Genomic DNA, 19,589 nt, shown 5'->3' on the forward strand with positions numbered 1-19,589 from the left:
TTAAAAAGAACTCCATTATTTGCATTATAAAGTTTTGTTATTGTTTGATAGTTATTTTGCGGGGAGCGTCACTATGTTACAAGTAACGAATGCTTCTCACTAAGGCTTTGATGAAAAGTGTTTTGGGACATTTTAATATTACTTGAAGATCTTCGAGATAAGAGGTTTCTTCATCTAAAAATTTAAAGATCAACGTTGGATTTCCTTTTTTAAACATAGACGAAAATATGCTTGCGCCTAGTTCATTGTGTCGGTTTAAAATATCTAACAACAGCAAGTCGTAAAGCCAGAACTTGGTTTTCGTATGAAATTGTCGCAAATCCTTCTCTTCTTGAAGAAAGGCAACTAACTGCGTTGATTTCTTGTCGGAATTTTTGAATGTATAGCCTGTACTCGCTTTTGTCCATCCTCCGGCAGTCCCTATATTGAGAACACGTTTGGTTGTTTTTTTCCAAAAAGGATAACAAGTCATAGGAATACTGCCTTGTTCTTTTTCGATTATTTCGAAATTGTGAATGCCGAGTTTTCGAATGTATTTTTCGATTTCCTGTTCGTACTCTTCTTTTGGCAAAAGGTCGTGCGAAAACAAAGTGTATTCTAATAAAGCTTCGGTGGTTGAGGTAGGCAGTACATACATAAAACGGGTATTGCCTTTTTGCTCCACCGAAAAATCCATGAAAGTAGCTTGGTCTGGATTGAAGACAGCTTCTTTACTTTTTATAAACCAACCTATAAAATGCTGTTGCAACACGGGATATTTGGTCTGATTTTCAACTTCGGCTTTGTTGTAAATACTATTAAAAACGGTATCGCAGGTGTAGCTGTCTGTTTCGGTGGCTACGAAAACGTGGTTTTCTAATTCATTTATATCAGTCACTTTTTGATTGACATAGCTGATGTTTTTTTCATTCAAAATAAACTCAAAAACTTGATTGTAAAAATCCAATCCCTGAACCATGTTGTATTGATAAGGTTCTAAATCTAAATCGCGTTTAAAATCAGTATTGGCAAAAAGTGCCAATTCCCATTTTTTTGAAATAGCGGGTTCCCAATTCCCTTTTTGTATGTTCCAGAAACACCAGGTACGATCATTTGTGTTTTTCGAATTCTCATCTAATAACAAAATGGTTTTATCCTTAAATGCTCCAGACTGCGCCATTTTATAGACTGTCATTAAAGCGGCTAAACCGCTGCCCGTAAAGATGTAATTGAAATGTTTCATATTAGTGTGAAGAATTCTTCTCAAAAATAGGTAATTCTTTTATTTTCTCAAGGATAGAAAGGAGGTCTTTCGATTTTAAATAGGACTGTTTCTGAAATAGAATAGAATAATTGGGATCTAGAATAGTGAGCGTCGGATACACCACCTGATTCTCTATTGTTGCTAAAGCGGTAGCTAATTCGTGGATTCCAGTGTTTTGTCCCGTTGGTTTAAATATGAAAGTGTGCTTGTTAAAAGTGATGTCGTTTTTACTTTCGGCATCGAATAAAACGAAGTAGAAATTTGTATTTAACTCGTTTATTAACTCTTTATTTTTAAAAGTAGTGTTCTCCATCATCTTGCAGTACTTACACCAATTAGTATGGACAAAAATGACAATGGGTTTTGGATTTTCTACAGATAGTTGCTCCACTTCGTCAAAAGAATAGGTTTTCAACTGGGCAAAACTGGATGGAATTGCTAGCATAAATAAGAAGAATAGTAGAAGTGTATGTTTCATTACTGTTTTATTATTTAAATATATAAGTCATGTAAGCGGTACGATTCATTTCATTTATAATCTAAGAAAAAACTTAAATGACTTATATGTTTCAGAAAACTTACTTCAACGTATAACGCAACCCAAAAAAGCTTCGAATTCCTTGATTGGGGCCATAAACATAACCAGGGTCAAAGGTTAAACCGTAAGGATTGTCTGCTGTCACCTGAGCATTTCCATTAGTGTCATATTGTACATCGTTGTCAAAAGGATCATTTGCTCTGGCTATAATAAAAGGATTTCCTTTGTTTGGTGTCCAATTCAGTAAGTTTTTAACTCCGGCATACAATTCTAAATTCTTGAATTTATTGAACGTGAATTGGATATTTTGAACGCTCCAAGTAGGTGAATATTCCTTTCTGGGATCTAAAGCACCAAGTAGTGGCAATCGCATCGGACCATAAAGATTTCCGGTGTAGTCGATATCTAGAAATAATTTATTCACGCGGTAAGATATTGCCCAGGTTCCGGTAAATCTTTCGGTAAGCAGTTGTCTTGTTTTAATGTTGTTTTCTGTTTTGGTTACATCCATATAGGTAACTCCCAAAATCATTTTTAGACCGCTGTTGAAAACCAAATCAACATTAGTACTGATTCCTTTTGTCACAGCATAGCCATCTAGATTTTTATAGATAATTTGGTTTGGATTGCTATCATAATCTGGAATAATGGAATTTGAAAAACGAGTGTACCAAGCCGTAGTTTCCAGGCCGATGAAGTTGCCGTTATTCGTGTAAATCTTCTTCAAATAGTTCAAATTAGCATTGTAGGAACGTTCTGGTTTTAATTCTTCCAATACGATTACATCGCGAGAACCCGTTAGAGCAGCATGTTCCTCGGTGAAAAGATTCACAATTCTAAAACCAGTTCCCGTATTAAATCGCAATACATTGTTGTCGTTAATCTTCCATTTGTAGGCTAGTCTCGGAGTAAAGATAGCGCCATGATTGCTGTTATAATCGTAGCGTGCTCCCAAAAGAACTTTGTGTTTTTCAGCTAAACTGATTTCGTCCTGGATAAATAGACTCGGAATCCAATTGATGTCTTCTTCGACTGTTGCAGTGGTGTTGTCGTCATAGTATTGGTAACGTAAGGCAGTTCCAAAAAGCAAATCGTGACCGCTTAATTTTTTATCCCAAGTTAATTGTCCAAAACCAATACGTTGTTTAGCTAGGTAAGGAATATTACCATATACAGAGTTTTGGTCGTGATCTGTATAAGAAAAGGAAAACAACATTTTTTCGGCAATAGGAAGTTCGTAAGCACCGAGTAATTCCCAACGCTTGGTATAAATGCTTTCACCATATACTTCGCTACCGCCACGGTATTTTTTCTCCCATTGCAATTCTCCTCCCCAACGGTCTTCATAAAAATAACGTCCCGCCAGCGAAAATAATTTGTTGCTCTTTCTGTTGAAGTTCCATTTTTGGAAAACGGAAATCCGATCTTGCAAGGTTAAGTCTGTAAAGTTGTCTTTATTATTGTCGATGGGGTTGCTGTAATTAAAATAATTTATTCCCGTTAAAACAGATGCTGCTTTACCCACATTTGCTTTAAAACCAATATCTACATTCACTTCTCCCCAATCAGTAGAAAAGGCATCTGCTGAAAAAACGGGGGCATTTTTGGGGTTTTTAGTGATGATATTTATCAGTCCGCCTACAGCTTCACTTCCGTATAAAGAGGAAGCGGGACCCTTTACAATTTCGATACGTTCTAACAAGGAGTTCGGAATTCCGGACAAACCATACACTGTCGAAAGTCCGCTAACTATGGGCATACCGTCAATTAACACTAAAGTATAAGGGCCTTCAAGTCCATTGATATGGATGTCTCCTGTGTTGCAAACATTGCAATTCAGCTGTGGTCTAACGCCATTTACATTTTGCAATGCTTCGAAGATATTTGCAGTTGGGTTTTTCTGAAAAAATACGGGTTTATAGACTTCGACGGGAACAGGACTCTCTAGGCGACTGACGGGCTTTAACGTTCCGGTAATGACCACTTCGTCAAGTGTGTTGTTTTCTCTTAGATTAAAATTCAATATAACTTCAGAAGAATTTGTAATTACGATGTCTTGACTTTGGGATTTGAAACCAGTGTAGGAAGCGACGACTTCATAGTTCCCTGACGGGACAGTATTAAACTGGTACGAACCATCAGCTTTACTGCTGGTTGAAGTTTTAATGTTTTTCAACACAATATTCGCCAGCTGCAAAGGCATACCGTCAGAAGTCACGGTTCCTTTTATCGTGTTTTGGGCAAACGAATTAGCACTGATTAGAACAGAAAACAGGAAAATTAGATTTTTCACAATTATATTTTAGATATTGTTTAATTAAATATTTAGACAAATCTAAAAATTATATTTGATATAACAAAAAAACATAATTATATTTGCCTCAAACAGTTGTGTTATGGGTAAGTCATTAGAGGAAGTAAACGAATCCGTTTCGACCCTAAATAAGAAGTCAGGTTTCAGGAAAATATTAGCCTTTTTTGGCCCAGCCTATTTGATTAGTGTAGGATATATGGATCCAGGAAACTGGGCTACTGATATTGCAGGAGGAAGCCAGTTTGGGTATTCCTTACTTTGGGTTTTACTGATGAGTAATATCATGGCTTTGTTGCTACAGAGTTTAAGTGCCCGATTAGGAATTGTAACCCAGCGTGATTTAGCTCAAGCTTCGAGGGAAACCTATTCGCGATTTATCAATTACATTTTATACTTTTTGGCCGAGGTAGCCATCGCCGCCTGTGATCTTGCCGAAGTATTAGGAATGGCAATTGGTATAAATCTATTATTTGGTATTCCGCTTATCGAAGGAGTGATGATTACAGTACTAGACACGTTTTTATTATTGTTTCTTATCAACAAAGGGATTCGAAAAATGGAAGCTTTTATCATAGCATTGGTAATGGTTATTGGAGTTTCTTTTATTTTCGAAATGATTTTTGCACAACCTAAAATGGGAGAGGTGATTTACGGATTAATTCCTTCTATGCCTAATGAAACTGCACTATACATTGCAATTGGTATCATTGGGGCAACCGTAATGCCACACAATTTATACCTTCATTCCTCTTTGGTGCAAACCAGAAAATTTGACCGAACTACAGCCGGAATTAAGCAGGCTTTAAAATATAATTTCATCGATTCAACGATTGCTTTGAATTTGGCTTTTTTCGTAAATGCGGCTATTTTAATTTTGGCGGCAGCCACATTCTATAAAGTAGGAATGTATAACGTGGCAGAAATCCAAGATGCACACAAGTTTTTAGCACCGCTGTTAGGAACTAAATGGGCGCCTATTTTATTTGCGGTAGCATTGATTGCTGCAGGACAAAGTTCGACGATAACAGGAACTTTGGCCGGACAGATTATCATGGAAGGATACCTAAATTTAAGAATTCAGCCATGGGTACGTAGAATCATTACGCGACTGATTGCCATTGTTCCGGCGGTCATAGTGATTACAATTTTTGGAGAAGGTGTGACGGGAAAATTACTGATTTTAAGTCAGGTAATATTGAGTTTGCAGTTGGGTTTTGCTATTATTCCATTGATTCACTTCGTAAGTGATAAATCTAAAATGAAGGGGTTTCATATTGGTAGAACAACGCAAGTAGCATCATGGATTGTCGCTTTGATTATTGTTGCATTAAATGGGAAATTAGTTTTGGATGAAATAAATGGCTGGTTAGAAGCTTCAGAAAACCCTATAATTTTATGGCTTACCGTTGTTCCATTGGCATTTAGCTTCTTGATATTGTTGCTGTATATTGTGTTTAAACCGTTTGTAACCAAATCAAAAATCGCAATTCAAAACCATTCACCACACAATCTAAAATTGAAGTTTTCTAAATCAGAAAGCTACGCTAAAAAGGATATTGCGGTTTCTGTTGATTTTTCATCTGCCGATGAAATTGCATTGAATAGCGCTTTTCAACTAGGAGGGACAGAAGCTAATTATACCTTGATACACGTAGTAGAAACTGTTGGAGCCTTGGTTTACGGTGAAAACATTGAAGATCATGAAACCTTAGTCGATGAAAAATTACTAGAAGAATACAAAGCGATTCTTTCCGAAAAAGGATTTAAAGTAGCCATTCAACTAGGATTTGGTAAGCCAGATAAAGTGATACCAGAAATTGTAAATAAGGGGAATTTTGACGTTTTGGTTATGGGAACTCATGGTCATACCGGATTCAAAGATTTAATTTTTGGAACGACCGTTGATAAATTAAGGCACAAGATTTCTATTCCATTGTTTATCGTTAAAAATTAAAATAATAAGGAGCTTAATCCCGCTTTCCGCTATATCTTTATCTTTTTTAAAGAAAAAAAAGATAAAGGATGCCGCTGCTATCGGGGCTAAAAAAACATAAAAATGACATTTTCAGAAGAAAATTATCTTAAAGCCATATACCATCTCACGGTGGTTTCCAACTCCGAAGTGAGTACTAATGCCATTGCCGAAATGATGGAAACCAAAGCATCTTCAGTAACGGATATGCTCAAGAAATTAGCCGAGAAAGATTTAGTTAATTATAAAAAATACCGAGGCGTTTCTCTAACAGAGCAAGGCAAGTTAGCCGCCAAAATGATTGTTAGAAAGCACCGACTTTGGGAAGTCTTCTTAGTAGAAAAATTAGATTTTTCCTGGGATGAGGTGCATGATATTGCAGAACAATTGGAACACATTAAATCAGAGAAACTAATTAATAAACTCGATGATTTTTTAGGAAACCCTACTGAAGACCCCCATGGAGATCCAATCCCAAATGCCGAAGGACAGATTTTAAAAATTGACAAACAATTACTTTCAGAATTGACCGTGGGTAAAAGCGGAATATGTGTGGGAGTGAAAGATACTTCATCAGAGTTTTTGAAATATTTAGACAAGCAGGGAATCGCCTTGGGCTCTAAAATAGAGGTGGTAAGTAAAGAAAGTTTTGATTTGTCCGTAAGAATAAAAGTGGATGACATGAGTTTGTCTATTTCGAATAAAATAGCCAGTAATCTTTTTGTAAAGATTAGCTAAGCTAAAGAACACTATATTTGATTTAATTAAATAGAACCCAATGAAAAATATTCTTATCGCAGTATTGCTTGTTTTTAGTGTTTCATTATTTGCTCAAACGGGGCAAAACAGTAGTTTTGTAAAGATCACTCAAAAAAAATGCCTTAAGAATAAAGGAACTAAGCTTATTTTGAAAGAGGTAGTTTCAGACTCCCGTTGCCCTGAGGGTGTTAACTGTATTTGGGCTGGAGAGGCTAAAGTTGTAGTTTCTGTTTATGAGGGTAAGAATTTCATTAAGGATGAAGAATTAGTCATTTCTGTAAAAAACCATCAAATAAATAAAGAATGGTTTATCAAATACCTATCCCCAAGTCAAAAAAACATAACTAGCATCAATGTTGTTCCTTACCCAAAACAGGGTGTTAAAATTAATCCTACAGCGTACTATATTAAAATAGGGTACATTAAATAAGTAAATAGCCATTCTTTAGTGGCTATTTGTTTTTAGTTAACCTATTGAATTGAAAGTGTATTGTTAATTTTTATTTAACCAATATAGTATGATGTTGAATTTTACTTATTGTCACTTTTGAAGCCAATTAGTTTTCGGTATTTTTCAACACTTTCCTCCAGCGCGTTCTCTAGTTCTTTATAGTGGGTGACATCTTTTATGTTTGCCACAGCGGCTATAACATAATTGTTTTCGTCTATTATTGGTCGGCCACTGATGATTACCCTTTTTTTATGTTTCGTTTCTTGGTCTTCAATTATTACTTCAACTTCATCAGATGACTCTCCTCGCAATGCTTTTTCTAACGGCAGGTTTTGAACGGGAAAGACTGTTTTTGCGTCAGGATAGAAGAGATCGTACTTAGTAGCCCAATCTAGCGTTGTCGAGGCTCCTTCTTCTTGACTTACCCCGATGATTTCTTTTGCCATGTGATTTGATAGTACAATCCTTTTTTGTGTGTCAGTGACGATAATACCCTCTCCTATATTTTCCAGAATTAATTTTAATTTGAGCTCATTGAGACGCACTAGTCGATCCGCTTCTATTTTTTCGTTTTCTAGTTTTTTGCTTAATGAGATATCTGTGATAAAAGCAATGAAGATATATTTACCTAAGACAGTGGCAGGAGATACCGTTAATTCAATATCAAACTCAATATTTTTTTTGTTTAACGCAGTAATTTCCATAGTTTTATTAATAATAGTAGCCTCGCCAGTTTTAAGGAAATTTTTAAACCCAACAGCGATATTTTCTTTGTATTTTTCTGGCATGATCAATTCGACGATTGATTTTCCTAAAACCTCTATCGATGACCATCCAAAAATTTGTTCGGCTTTTGGGTTCCATCTGATAATATTGCCTTCTTCATTTATTACTATTAAAGCATCTGGTGCTTCATTAAAGATGGTCTGCAATTGACCTTCACTTTCCTTTATTTTTTGTTCAGCCTCTTTCCTCTCTGTAATATCGCGCATAATTGATTTATAACCAGTTATTTTATCACCTTCCCTTAGTTGCATGGAAGTTTGTTCAATCCATTTTTGTTCCCCAGATTTAGTAATGATAGGAAAAGAAAAAAGTGTTTCGTCAATTTTGTTTTTAAATTGATTAAAATAGAATTCAGTCACACGGTCTTTCCACTCTGGAGAAACAAAACCTATAAGATGTTTTCCTATTATTTCATTTTGAGAGTATCCAGTCAGTTTTTTACAGGCGGGATTGATGTAGGTGAAAAAACCTTTGTAGTTAGATGTGTGGACAACATCGCTGACATCTTCCACTATTTCACGATATTTTTCTTCACTTGAACGGAGTGTTTCAATTGCTTCGGCTAATTGTGCGGTACGTTCAGCTACTTTATGTTCCAGTTCTTCATTTAGTTTTCGTATTTCATTTTCTGAAACTTTTCGTTCCGTAATGTCGTGAATAACAAGTACTCCACCCGTTATTTCGCCGGACGAATGCTGTAACGGTCTCGCTGTAGCAACCACAAATATTCCTTCAGGATTTTTATAATTTTGGATAAATATTTCTACGTTATCTACTTCCTCACCATGTAGCGCTTTTACTAACGGTAGTTCATTAGCATCAAAAACCACTTTTGTATCAGGTAAAAAGAAGCCGTATGTTGCGGCCCATCGTTCTTGTGGAATATCCATTGGCCCCATTCCAATTATTCTTTCACTGGCAGCATTCCAAATAATAAATTTGCTGTTTTCATCAACCACAATTAATCCGTCACCCATGTTTTGTATAACAGATTGTAAAAGGGTATTTTGCTTGTTCAATTGTTCCTTCGAAACAGCCACTTCGTTATCTCTTTTTTCAATAGTTGATAGCATATCGTTAAGGCCTGTAGAAAGGATGCTAATTTCATCTTTGCCTTCTACAGCCATTCGTATTTTATAATCAGCAGTATCCTTTATTGTTTGTATGGTTGTCACTAAGTTTAGAAGTGGTTTCGAAATGTATTTTTTGATTATCATAGCGATCAAAAAAGCGAGTCCGATTCCTACGACTAATAGCACAAGCCCCAGACGCAAAATATCCATTTTTATTTTGTTCAATTCTGAAAGTTCAAATCGAATAGCGACTAATCCTATGGTTTTATTGTCTTTTTTTATTTTGTTATAGACGAAAAGATTTTCATTTGTATACATGAAATTTTTTTGATCTTCTGTTGAGGTAGGGAACTGATAACCAGCAGCGGAACCTGCTTTCGTATAGGAGGCAAAAACGGCTCCTTTTTCATCAAATATGGTTGCGTTTAAAAGGTCTTTTTGCACTGTTAGTTCAGAGAGAATTTTATTTGCAGCAGCATTATCTAGAAATTCTATAGCAGATATACTATTGAAACCTAAAACCTTTGCAATAGCGGTTGAACTGATTGCTTTTCGATCTTTAAAACCTTTAATGTCGATAAGTACAAAAGCAGTAATGCATAGCCCCAGTACAAATGCGGAGGTAAATACCTGCATGAGTACGAGCTTATTTTTAATGGATATATTACGTAAATTCATCATTTAGTTTTTGTTATCAATACTTAATAAAATAATAGCTACGTTCAAGTGTGTTTTGTATTCTTATATTTTTTTATTCGACAATAATTGCGTGTTGTAATAAAAAGGAACTTATTCCAATTCCGACCTTGTTTATTGCCTTGAGGTTTACTTCAAATTTTAATTTATTTTCAACCATTACAAAGTTCATATGCGCTCCTTTTTTTCCATAGCCATTGCGCTCTGTTACTATAAGTACGGGTTTACCGGAAAAATTTGAAATTATTGTTTCAATAGGAATGGAGCAATCATACGGAACAAATAAAATATTACAAAAACCAACCTCCTTCAAATTTTTATATTGCTTAACTTCAATTTTTTTATTGTTTTGGTCAGAAAGTAAGGAGGCATTTATTGGACTTTGTTCAAGAATAGCGATCTTAAAGGGTTGGTTTTTAGAGCGGTTTTTCCAGTAAACGTAATCGGAAAAACGAATAAGAAAATCAGCTTTCAGGTCATAGTCTTTCGCTCCATTAATCTGCTGGGCAGCTAAAGGATTTGTGCCCAATAGTGTGAGCATTATTCCAAATAATAACAACTTGCTTTTAAGTGCCATATGTTTATTCTTAAAATGGTTAGCCATTATAGTAGGTACTTCGTGAGTGGCTTCGTTACTGCTATTCATTTATTACCGATAGGTTAGTAAATGGTAAAAATTTGCTGAGTGTATCAGTAAGTAAACAAAATGATAAAATCTTGTTTTTTAAGTTTAGCTAAATTTCCAGGTTAAGTAAATTTAATCATTTAAGAACCTGTAAATTAGTTTTTTATGAAATATTTAATTTGTTTTTACTACTCTTAAAACTACATTGATAATTGTTGAATTTGTTGCTTCAGAATTTATAATTTAATGATAAATTAAATAAGGTTCCCAGTTGACTAAAGTGATAGCCCTCATATGTCATTTGGGAATAGCGGCCATTGAACGTAATCAAATTATACTGTGATTTTATCAGATCTGGGTTGTTCAGAATTTCAGTTCCGGTAGCGTTTTCGGCCTTGAATTTCCATTCTGGCAACACATTTAGTAAATTATTCACATTAAGTGCGATCGTTAACTTAGTTGTTGCAAAAAAATTAATTCCTAAATCAGTGACAATTTTTGGAGTAAACTCCGTTCTTAAATTTGAATCTAAACCAGCTTGTTTGAATGTTGTTTTTCCAAAATAGGTGTTGTTAAGGCATAAATCAAATTTCTTAATTTTATAATTTGCGCCAAAAAGCCATTTGGTATTGGGTCTCGACGTAAACATTAGAGCGTTAAATGTCGCTCCAAAATTATCGCTTATAACTGGAGAAATTCTTTTGTTTTCCAATGTGATGTTCCCAGACAAATTGAATTGCATTTCCCCAGTTCCTAGACCTATTGCACCGTAGTTCATGACGATATCCAAACCTGATGTTCTGGAATCGAAGGAGTTTTCAAACCAAGAAACGGAACCAAATGAGGTGTCTACTTTGTCTCCTAAGATTATGCGGTCTTCCACTTTGATGTTATAATAATCTAGTGTTAAATTGAGTTTTTCGTATGGTTTTGCACCTATACCTAGTGTGATATTGGTTGATTTTTCTGCATCTAATTTTGGAATACCTAAAACACGTGCTTGTACAGAAATGTTATTAACTATGCCACTAATTTGGATTCCTTGGCCGGGATCGAATGAAAATTGTGATTTTTGGGTATAGATTTGGTGTAAGGTTGGTGCTCTAAATCCTGTGGAAACGGATCCTCTTACGTTAATTTTGTCCCCTAAAAACTTATATCGTGAACTTAATTTCCATACTGTCGCTGCCCCAAAATCACTGTAGTCTTCATAACGAATAGTACCGTTCACTAAGAAATTTGTGGAGAAATCATAAGCCATATCAAAGTACAGTCCCAAATTATAGCGGTTCCACTTTCCTGAATCTTCGGGTCTGTTACCTGAAAATGAATCGGCACCAAATCCATCCCAAGAGGCTTTGCCGCCTTCGAAAATTTCAAATGTTTCATTTCTTATTTCTGAACCAAAACCAATGCTTGTTTTATCAGATAGCACTTTAGTGATGTCTAAGTTCCCTACAATATGGCTGAATGAGGCGCCGCCGGGTTTAAAAAATACGGGGCTATTCTCTTGATATAGATTAATTCCATTTACATCCTGAAGTGTTGATCTATTATGGGAGTTGTTAACGGTATAGTTTTGCGAGTTACCTCCAACGGTTACACTGGCGTCAGTGTTCCATCCATTTGTTACCGATTGAAAGCCTAGGGTCGCGTTGTAATCGTTCAAATCTCCCGTAAACGTGGGATGATACCCTTGATATGAGGTTGCTGTGCCGCCGCCAAAGAAATCGAATAGGTAGGGCAGGTTATTTGATGTTATTCCGTTACCGTAACTCCAGTACGGCGTTCTGTAATTAGCGAAGGAATTTACTTTTTTGTACACATAAGCAGCATTATAATACATCTTTGTTTCATCAGATAAATTAATTCCGCCGTTTACTAAGAATTTTGCAGCTGCTGTTTCTGGAGCGCCGTTGATGTTTTTGGCGTCAGAATATTTTGTGAGAAAAGAGTTGATATCGTTTAAAGTGTTAAGGCCTTGTATGGAGCCTCCATTATCGGCAAACTCTCCTTCAAGGTCTACTTTGCCGGGTCTATTGGCTAAGCTCACCTTCGAAAAATCGATGGTGTAATTCACAAAACCTTTATCGCTAATCGTGGATCCATTGTTTAAACTTATGCCTATCATTTCACCGTCTCCTTCTGAGGTAATTCCTGTTCGAAATGTTATTCCACCATCATTAGTTCTTTTTTTTAGAATAATATTTATTACACCAGCTATTGCGTCAGATCCATATTGTGCTGATGCGCCATCTCGTAAAATTTCTACTCTCTCAATTGCGTCTATAGGAATTGCTGATAAATCAGCACCGGTTTCACCTCTTCCAGGCGAGGTTTGAACATAGAGCAAAGAACTTAAATTTTTCCGTTTTCCATTGATTAGAATTAAGGTTCTGCTGGGTCCCATATTTCTGATTTCGTAGGGGTCGAGTAAAGAAGTAGCGTCATTTACTGGAGTTTGAACCGTATTAAAAGACGGGATTCGGTATTGCAATGCTTTGTCAAAGGTTGTTTGTCCGGTTGCAGTTAATTCTTTTGCCGATACTACATCAATAGGTAATGCAGCTGTTGTATTGCTTCTGGGGGCAGTTCTGGTTCCGGTAACCACGACTTCATTAAGTCCTAGTCCGCCTTCTTCTGTTAGAAAAACATTTAAAGTAGACTCTGTAGTATCAAATTCTTGTTTAGCAAATCTGATATAGCTAAAAACTAAAACGGCACCCTCATCAACAGTAATCTGGTATGCTCCATTAATGTCTGTAGAAACATTGTTACTTGTTCCTTTTTGCGTGACGTTGACGCCTGACAAGGGTGAACCAGCGTTATCGAAAACGTAGCCAGAGATTTCTTTTTGCGCAAAAAGAAATGTGATATTCATTAGCAATAATAGCAAGGTGAACTTTTTCATAATAAGTTTATATTGGTTCTTGTTCGAATTGAAATCAAGTGCAACATACTGATTGAAAGAAGTACCCATATAACTAATTAAGCCCCCCTTTTTATACAATGAGGGAAAGGAAGAGTGATTAAGAAATCAGATGGATAGTTTTCTTGTTTTCCATATTGGTAGTTTTTTAAATTGCTTAATGCGATTGTTTTATTAGCCAACAACGACTGCTGATACGACTCTTGGGACTAATGGATTTGGGTAAAGTTTAGACCTTATATTTTGTATTAAATAGAACGTAAATTGATAGTTCAACTGTCAATGTGTACTGATGCTACGCTTTCATTGGCTTTTGTAGGTGGAAAGCCAAAATATATTGAAGTTATTAGCTAAATACTTTTCTGAATAAAGCATTCGTTTAAAACGATTTATTTAAATGCTATATAATTGTAATAGACTGATAGCGAGTGCGTATTACGCGTTTTTTACTAAGTAAATTTAGTTAATTAAATTTAGTTGGTCTAAATTATAACACTAAAGTTTTGATAAAAATTTAATCGAATAAATCTTTAATCACTTTGGCTTTATGGGTTTAGAGATATTGAAATCAGTTAGTTGTATGAGAAATTCTCTTCTCTACACTCCAGTATTTTTAAGTTTTTAAATAATTTAGTGGCATCCACAGTCGTCTTTACCACAACTTTTATCGGTTTTTTTCTTTTTAAAGAAGAATTTTTTAAGTAAAAAAACAACGGCAACTCCGAGTGCTACGAAAGCAAAAATTTCTTGAAACATATCGGTTTATTTTAAAATTTGATAAGCAATTAGAGCTACAATGTAAGCAAACGTACTCATAAAAATAAGTTGTCCTAAAGGCCATTTCCATGAATTGGTTTCTTTTCTTGTTATAGCAATCGTACTGGCACATTGCAAGGCGAAAGCGTAGAATAACAATAGTGATATTCCTGAAGCAAAATTGAATATTTTCTTCCCTGTTACTGGGTTGACTTCTGCAGCCATTTTATTTTTGATAGTGTCATCATTTCCGGTACTTCCCACACTGTAAATCGTTGCCAATGTACCTACGAAAACCTCTCGTGCCGCAAAGGAACTAATGATTGCAATTCCAATTTTCCAGTCGTATCCTAACGGAGAAATAGCAGGTTCAATGCTTTTTCCCATGATCCCTATATAAGAGTTCTCCAGCTTATACCCTGCGACTTTATTGCTAAGTTCATCTTGTGATAAGCCTGCATTTTCTGTTTTTGAAAGCTGAATTTCTTCGGCATTTTTGAAGTTCTTCCCAGGGCCATAGGAAGCCATAAACCAGAGAACGATTGATATCGCTAGAATTATTTTTCCGGCACCAAAAACGAATGCTTTTGTTTTTTCAACAACATTAAGCGCTACGTTTTTGAACATAGGCAACTTGTAGTTTGGCATTTCTACCACAAAGAATGTTTTACATTTTATTTTAAGGATTATATTTAGAATGTAAGCCGAAAAAATAGCCATTCCAAAACCGATAAGATACAATAGCATCAGCGTAAGCCCCTGTAGGTTGAAAATCCCCAATACGTAAGTATCCGGAATTACTAGTGCTATGATAATGGCGTAAACAGGTAGTCTTGCAGAGCAAGTTGTAAAAGGAGTTACTAGAATTGTAATTAAGCGCTCTTTCCAGTTTTCAATATTTCTGGTTGCCATAATTGCTGGAATGGCGCAGGCTGTTCCAGAAATTAATGGAACTACACTTTTCCCGGATAAACCGAAATTTCGCATAATTTTATCCATCAAGAACACCACTCTACTCATATAACCACTTTCTTCTAAAATGGAAATAAATAGAAACAAGAAGGCGATTTGCGGAATAAAAATTAAGATTCCTCCAATGCCGGGAATGATTCCTTGCGACACTAAGTTAGTTAAAACACCGGCCGGTAGCTCGTTATTTGCTAGTGCGCTTAACGAAGCAAACGTTGTGTCGATAAAATCCATTGGAACTTTAGACCATTCGAAAATAGATTGAAATATCACAAATAAAATGACAAAGAAAATCAAGTATCCCCAAACTTTATGGGTCAGTACGCGATCGAGTTTGCTTCTAAAATCTTTAGCAATTGTTGCATCGATTTTTAAACCTTCCTTTAAGACATCATTGATAAATTGATAGCGCTTAATGGTTTCTTTTTGCTGTAATCGTTTTAAATCGGAATGTGATTTAGTAAAAGTACCTTGAATCTCTTTTCGTTCTAAATTCAAGAAATTTACGTCTTGGGTGATTACCAACCACAGTTTGTATAATAACTGGTTTGGAAACGCTTTACGTAGGCTGTTAAAGTAGTCTGGATCTATGCTGGAAGCGTTAAGACAAGGTTCCGTTGTAATGGTTTTGTAAGTAACGATCAAATTTTTTAATTCATCAATACCAAAACCTTTTCGTGAGCTGATCAGCGCAATTTTTGTTTTTAGGTGCTCTTCTAAATAGGGTATATTTAAAGTAATTCCTTTGTATTCCATTCTGTCGGCCATGTTAATGACTAAAATGGTTGGGATTTCTAAGTCTTTTATTTGGGTAAATAACAGTAAATTACGTTTCAGGTTCTCTACATCGGTAACTACGATTGCTACATCTGGATATAATTTATCGTTTTTATTCAGCAATAATTCAATAACAACATTTTCATCAATGGAGCTGGCATTTAGACTGTAAGTTCCAGGTAAATCTAGGATGTTACCTTTAACGTTATTGGGTAATTTACAAAAACCAATTTTTTTCTCAACCGTGATTCCCGGATAATTCCCTACTTGTTGATTAAGCCCGGTAAGTTGATTAAAAACCGAAGTTTTTCCTGTATTTGGGTTACCTATTAAGGCAATGTTAATATTCTGATTGATCATTAAATCTTGATTTTGATTAGTTCAACTTCAATCTCTTTGGCTGTTTCAACTCGAATAGCTAAATGGGAACCGTTAATGTTTAAATATAAAGGGTCGCCAAAAGGTGCGATTTGAAGCAATTCAACCGTATTTCCAGGCAAGCAGCCCATTTCGAGTAGCTTTAGCGGAATGATGTCAATATCAAAATCCTTGATAATGGCTTTTTCCCCTTTTTTTAATGAATTTATCGTTGTTTGCAAGTCTTATTTAGATTGAATTAATATTGCAAAAATACATATTATAATACTAAAACGAATGATAATTATCACTTTTATAACGTCTGTTGAATAAATTGAGACCACGGAAAAATAGTAAATGGGGTAGTGTCGAAAAAGTAAAAATTAGTATTGTTTAGGCAGACTACTCCTTGCTTAGAAAATTAATATCGGTTATCAATTTTTCGATGTCTTCTTTTTTGGTGCCATCATAAAAACCACGAACTCTTTTTTTAGCATCGACCAATACAAAGTTTTCAGTATGAACCATGTCGTATAGTTCGCTTGGCTTTCCTAATTTGACAGCCAAATACGATTTTCTAGCCATTGTATAAATCTCTTTTTTATCACCAGTAACCAGATTCCATTTTTTATCGTCAACACCATATTTAATTGCATATGCTTTTAAAACAGCTACGCTATCTACTTCCGGAAATACGGTATGAGAAAGCAGCATGACTTTTGGGTTATTGATAATTGCTTTTTGGACTTCAAATAAATTGGCAGTCATTTTTGGACAAATAGAACCACAAGTCGTAAAGAAAAAATCAGCTACATAAATCTTGCCTTCATAATCTTTTTGAGTGATGGTTTTTCCGTTTTGGTTGACAAATGAAAAGTCAGCTATGGTGTGGTATTTACTGATATATTGTACTGTACTGTCCACTAATTCAGGATTTACGTCAGCCGGATTGTATATGGGAAGTGTTTTATTAGGTTTGAGAGCAACATAAAACAAGTATAGTGTAATGACGGAGAAGACTAGGAAAACACCAATAAAAATGCGGTATTTCTTAAAAATAGATTTCATAAAAAATAATTTTTGCAAAAATACAAAAAAGGGAGCTTTTTACCGCAAATTTATGCCGATGTAATTTTAATATGATAAGTTACACTTTTATATTTTTTATCAATAGCTTTGTGATATTAACTAACTCAATTAAAAAAATGAAAATAAAACTGAATAAAGGGCTTCTTTTAGTGATTCCCGCAATAATTGGCTTTGCTGAGGGTCAAGCTCAAACTACTACTTCAGTTAAAGAACCAGGAATAAATGTTTCTTTCTTTGATAATAAAGTAAAGCCCGCAGATAACTTTTTCCGATTTGTAAATGGAACTTGGCTTGATGAAACCGAAATTCCAAGCGATAGAACTTCTTGGGGAAGTTTTAATGAATTACTTAAAAAAACGGATAAAGATGCCTTGACAATTTTGAAAGATGCTTCAAAAAACCCGATTTATAAATCGAATACTGATCAAGGAAAAGCAATAAACCTTTTCAATTCAATTTTAGATACCATTGCAAGAGACAAACAAGGGATTAAACCTTTAGCTCCTTATTTGGCCAAAATTGATAAAGTAAAAAATATTCAGGACTTACAGAAGTTGCTAATTGAAATGGAACCTATTGGAGGAATAGGCTTTTTTGGAGTTGGCGTTGGAGCTGATGATAAGAATAGTGCTAAAAACTCTTTAAGTATTGGCGTGGCTAGATTAGGGTTGGCAGATAAAGATTATTATTCTTCAGAGGAAAAAGATACCAAAGAAAAAAGAGAGAAGTACGAGCAACATATTGCTAGAATGCTACAGTTAGTCGGAGAGACTGCAGATCAAGCCAAAGTAAATGCGGCTAAGATTCTCGCTTTAGAAATCGAAATGTCTAATCCACGTTTGGACCGAGTGGAACGCAGAGATGGTAGGTTGCAATACAATCCGATGACTATTGCAGAATTGCAAAAAGTAACTCCAGCGATAAATTGGAAAGAGTACTTTACTGGAATTGGTTTTACAAAGTTAGACAGCGTAATCGTTTCACAACCCAAGTACATGAAGGCCTTGCAAACTATTTTCACAGAAAATAATGTAGTTGCTTGGAAAGAATATATGAAATGGAATTTATTAAACAGTTCAACCGCATTATTATCTACACAAATTGAAGAAGCTAACTTTGATTTCTACGGAAAAACTTTGACTGGGGCGATCAAACAAAGACCTCGTGAAGAGCGCGCTTTGCAAACTGTTAATGGAACTGTAGGGGAAGCTTTGGGTAAATTATATGTTGAGAAAATGTTTCCTGCTGAAGCAAAAGAAAAAGCAGAGAAAATGATTCGTAATATTATTTTGGCGTACCAAAATCGTATTAGTAATTTGACTTGGATGTCAGCAGAGACTAAGGTAAAAGCGGTTGAAAAATTGAATAAGATTAGCATTAAAATAGGTTATCCGGACAAGTGGAAAGATTATTCTAAATTAGAAATAAAAAGCATTGCTGGTGGTGGAAGCTATTTTGAAAACATGAAGAGTCTTTCCCGTTGGAATTTCCAAAAAGATATCGACAAGTTGGATAAAGCAGTTGATAAAACAGAATGGTATATGTCACCACAAACGGTAAATGCCTATTATAACCCATCGTATAATGAGATTGTATTTCCTGCAGCTATTTTACAACCACCTTTCTATAATTACCAAGCTGACGAGGCTGTGAATTATGGAGGAATCGGAGCTGTAATTGGTCACGAAATCTCTCATGGATTTGATGACTCTGGTGCTCGTTACAATGCTGATGGTAATCTAGTAGATTGGTGGACTGCCGATGATTTAACGCAATTTACAGCTTTAGGGACTGCGCTTGCTGATCAATACAGCGCGTTAGAGCCTTTGCCAGGAGTTCATGTTGATGGTAAATTTACTTTAGGTGAAAACATTGGTGACTTAGGTGGAGTAAATGCCGCTTATGATGGTTTGCAATTGTATCTAAAAGACAATAAAAATCCAGGACTTATTGACGGATTTACTCCAGAGCAACGTTTCTTTATCGCCTGGACTACAGTTTGGAGAACTAAATCACGTGATGAAGCGATTAAAAACCAAGTAAAAACAGACCCGCATTCTCCAGGAATGTACCGTGCTTATGTTCCAGCACAAAATGTAGATGCTTTTTATCAAGCATTTGATATTAAAAAAGGAGACGGTATGTTTATTGAACCTGATAAAAGAGTTAAAATCTGGTAGTTTTTAGACTGCTACAATAAAAAAATCCCAAGTGTAAGCTTGGGATTTTTTAGTTTTAAAAAAAGTAACTCTCAA

General features: G+C 35.3%; 14 protein-coding genes. 4 read left to right on the forward strand and 10 right to left on the reverse strand.

Going from position 1 to position 19,589, the window contains the following annotated elements:
* Window positions 1–76 precede the first annotated feature (76 nt).
* The 3 genes from AAC069_RS04820 to AAC069_RS04830 form a co-directional block, all read right to left on the reverse strand.
* Window positions 77–1,222, reverse strand: a complete 1,146-nt coding sequence (locus tag AAC069_RS04820; protein WP_339919352.1) for a lycopene cyclase family protein — start codon at window positions 1,220–1,222, stop codon at window positions 77–79.
* A 1-nt stretch (window position 1,223) separates the two neighbouring features.
* Window positions 1,224–1,721 carry a thioredoxin fold domain-containing protein gene (locus AAC069_RS04825; RefSeq protein WP_339919353.1) on the reverse strand — a complete coding sequence of 166 codons (498 nt, stop codon included), beginning with the start codon at window positions 1,719–1,721 and terminating at the stop codon, window positions 1,224–1,226.
* A 100-nt stretch (window positions 1,722–1,821) separates the two neighbouring features.
* On the reverse strand, window positions 1,822–4,074 hold the full coding sequence (locus AAC069_RS04830; RefSeq protein ID WP_339919354.1) for a TonB-dependent receptor: 2,253 nt from the start codon (window positions 4,072–4,074) through the stop codon (window positions 1,822–1,824).
* Between the two features lie 103 nt (window positions 4,075–4,177).
* Here AAC069_RS04830 and AAC069_RS04835 point away from each other — a divergent pair, with 103 nt between their 5' ends.
* The 3 genes from AAC069_RS04835 to AAC069_RS04845 all read left to right on the forward strand — a co-directional run bounded on the left by AAC069_RS04835 (window position 4,178) and on the right by AAC069_RS04845 (window position 7,256).
* The gene (locus tag AAC069_RS04835) at window positions 4,178–6,049 is read left to right on the forward strand and encodes an Nramp family divalent metal transporter (protein ID WP_339919355.1); all 1,872 of its coding nucleotides are present in this window, start codon (window positions 4,178–4,180) and stop codon (window positions 6,047–6,049) included.
* Between the two features lie 102 nt (window positions 6,050–6,151).
* The gene (locus AAC069_RS04840; protein WP_339919356.1) at window positions 6,152–6,805 is read left to right on the forward strand and encodes a metal-dependent transcriptional regulator; all 654 of its coding nucleotides are present in this window, start codon (window positions 6,152–6,154) and stop codon (window positions 6,803–6,805) included.
* 40 nt (window positions 6,806–6,845) lie between these two features.
* Entirely contained in the window at window positions 6,846–7,256 is a 411-nt protein-coding gene (locus tag AAC069_RS04845; RefSeq protein WP_339919357.1) for a hypothetical protein, read from the forward strand.
* Window positions 7,257–7,357: 101 nt separating this feature from the next.
* Here AAC069_RS04845 and AAC069_RS04850 read toward each other — a convergent pair whose 3' ends face one another.
* The 7 genes from AAC069_RS04850 to AAC069_RS04880 all read right to left on the reverse strand — a co-directional run bounded on the left by AAC069_RS04850 (window position 7,358) and on the right by AAC069_RS04880 (window position 17,313).
* Window positions 7,358–9,772, reverse strand: a complete 2,415-nt coding sequence (locus AAC069_RS04850; protein ID WP_339919358.1) for a PAS domain S-box protein — start codon at window positions 9,770–9,772, stop codon at window positions 7,358–7,360.
* A 115-nt stretch (window positions 9,773–9,887) separates the two neighbouring features.
* Window positions 9,888–10,478 carry a YfiR family protein gene (locus AAC069_RS04855; RefSeq protein ID WP_339919360.1) on the reverse strand — a complete coding sequence of 197 codons (591 nt, stop codon included), beginning with the start codon at window positions 10,476–10,478 and terminating at the stop codon, window positions 9,888–9,890.
* A gap of 208 nt (window positions 10,479–10,686) precedes the next feature.
* Entirely contained in the window at window positions 10,687–13,368 is a 2,682-nt protein-coding gene (locus tag AAC069_RS04860) for a TonB-dependent receptor (protein WP_339919361.1), read from the reverse strand.
* Window positions 13,369–14,016: 648 nt separating this feature from the next.
* Window positions 14,017–14,142, reverse strand: a complete 126-nt coding sequence (locus AAC069_RS04865; RefSeq protein ID WP_139174179.1) for a FeoB-associated Cys-rich membrane protein — start codon at window positions 14,140–14,142, stop codon at window positions 14,017–14,019.
* A gap of 6 nt (window positions 14,143–14,148) precedes the next feature.
* Entirely contained in the window at window positions 14,149–16,248 is a 2,100-nt protein-coding gene (gene feoB / locus AAC069_RS04870) for a ferrous iron transport protein B (RefSeq protein WP_339919362.1), read from the reverse strand.
* Window positions 16,248–16,487, reverse strand: a complete 240-nt coding sequence (locus tag AAC069_RS04875; RefSeq protein WP_339919363.1) for a FeoA family protein — start codon at window positions 16,485–16,487, stop codon at window positions 16,248–16,250. Before AAC069_RS04875 ends, feoB begins: the two co-directional genes overlap by 1 nt.
* Window positions 16,488–16,647: 160 nt before the next feature.
* Entirely contained in the window at window positions 16,648–17,313 is a 666-nt protein-coding gene (locus AAC069_RS04880; RefSeq protein WP_339919364.1) for an SCO family protein, read from the reverse strand.
* Window positions 17,314–17,450: 137 nt separating this feature from the next.
* Here AAC069_RS04880 and AAC069_RS04885 point away from each other — a divergent pair, with 137 nt between their 5' ends.
* Window positions 17,451–19,514: a M13 family metallopeptidase gene (locus AAC069_RS04885; RefSeq protein WP_339919365.1), complete on the forward strand. Its 2,064-nt coding sequence runs from the start codon at window positions 17,451–17,453 to the stop codon at window positions 19,512–19,514.
* Window positions 19,515–19,589: the final 75 nt, after the last annotated feature.

It is taken from the genome of uncultured Flavobacterium sp., from assembly GCF_963974175.1.
Taxonomy (GTDB): Bacteria; Bacteroidota; Bacteroidia; order Flavobacteriales; family Flavobacteriaceae; genus Flavobacterium.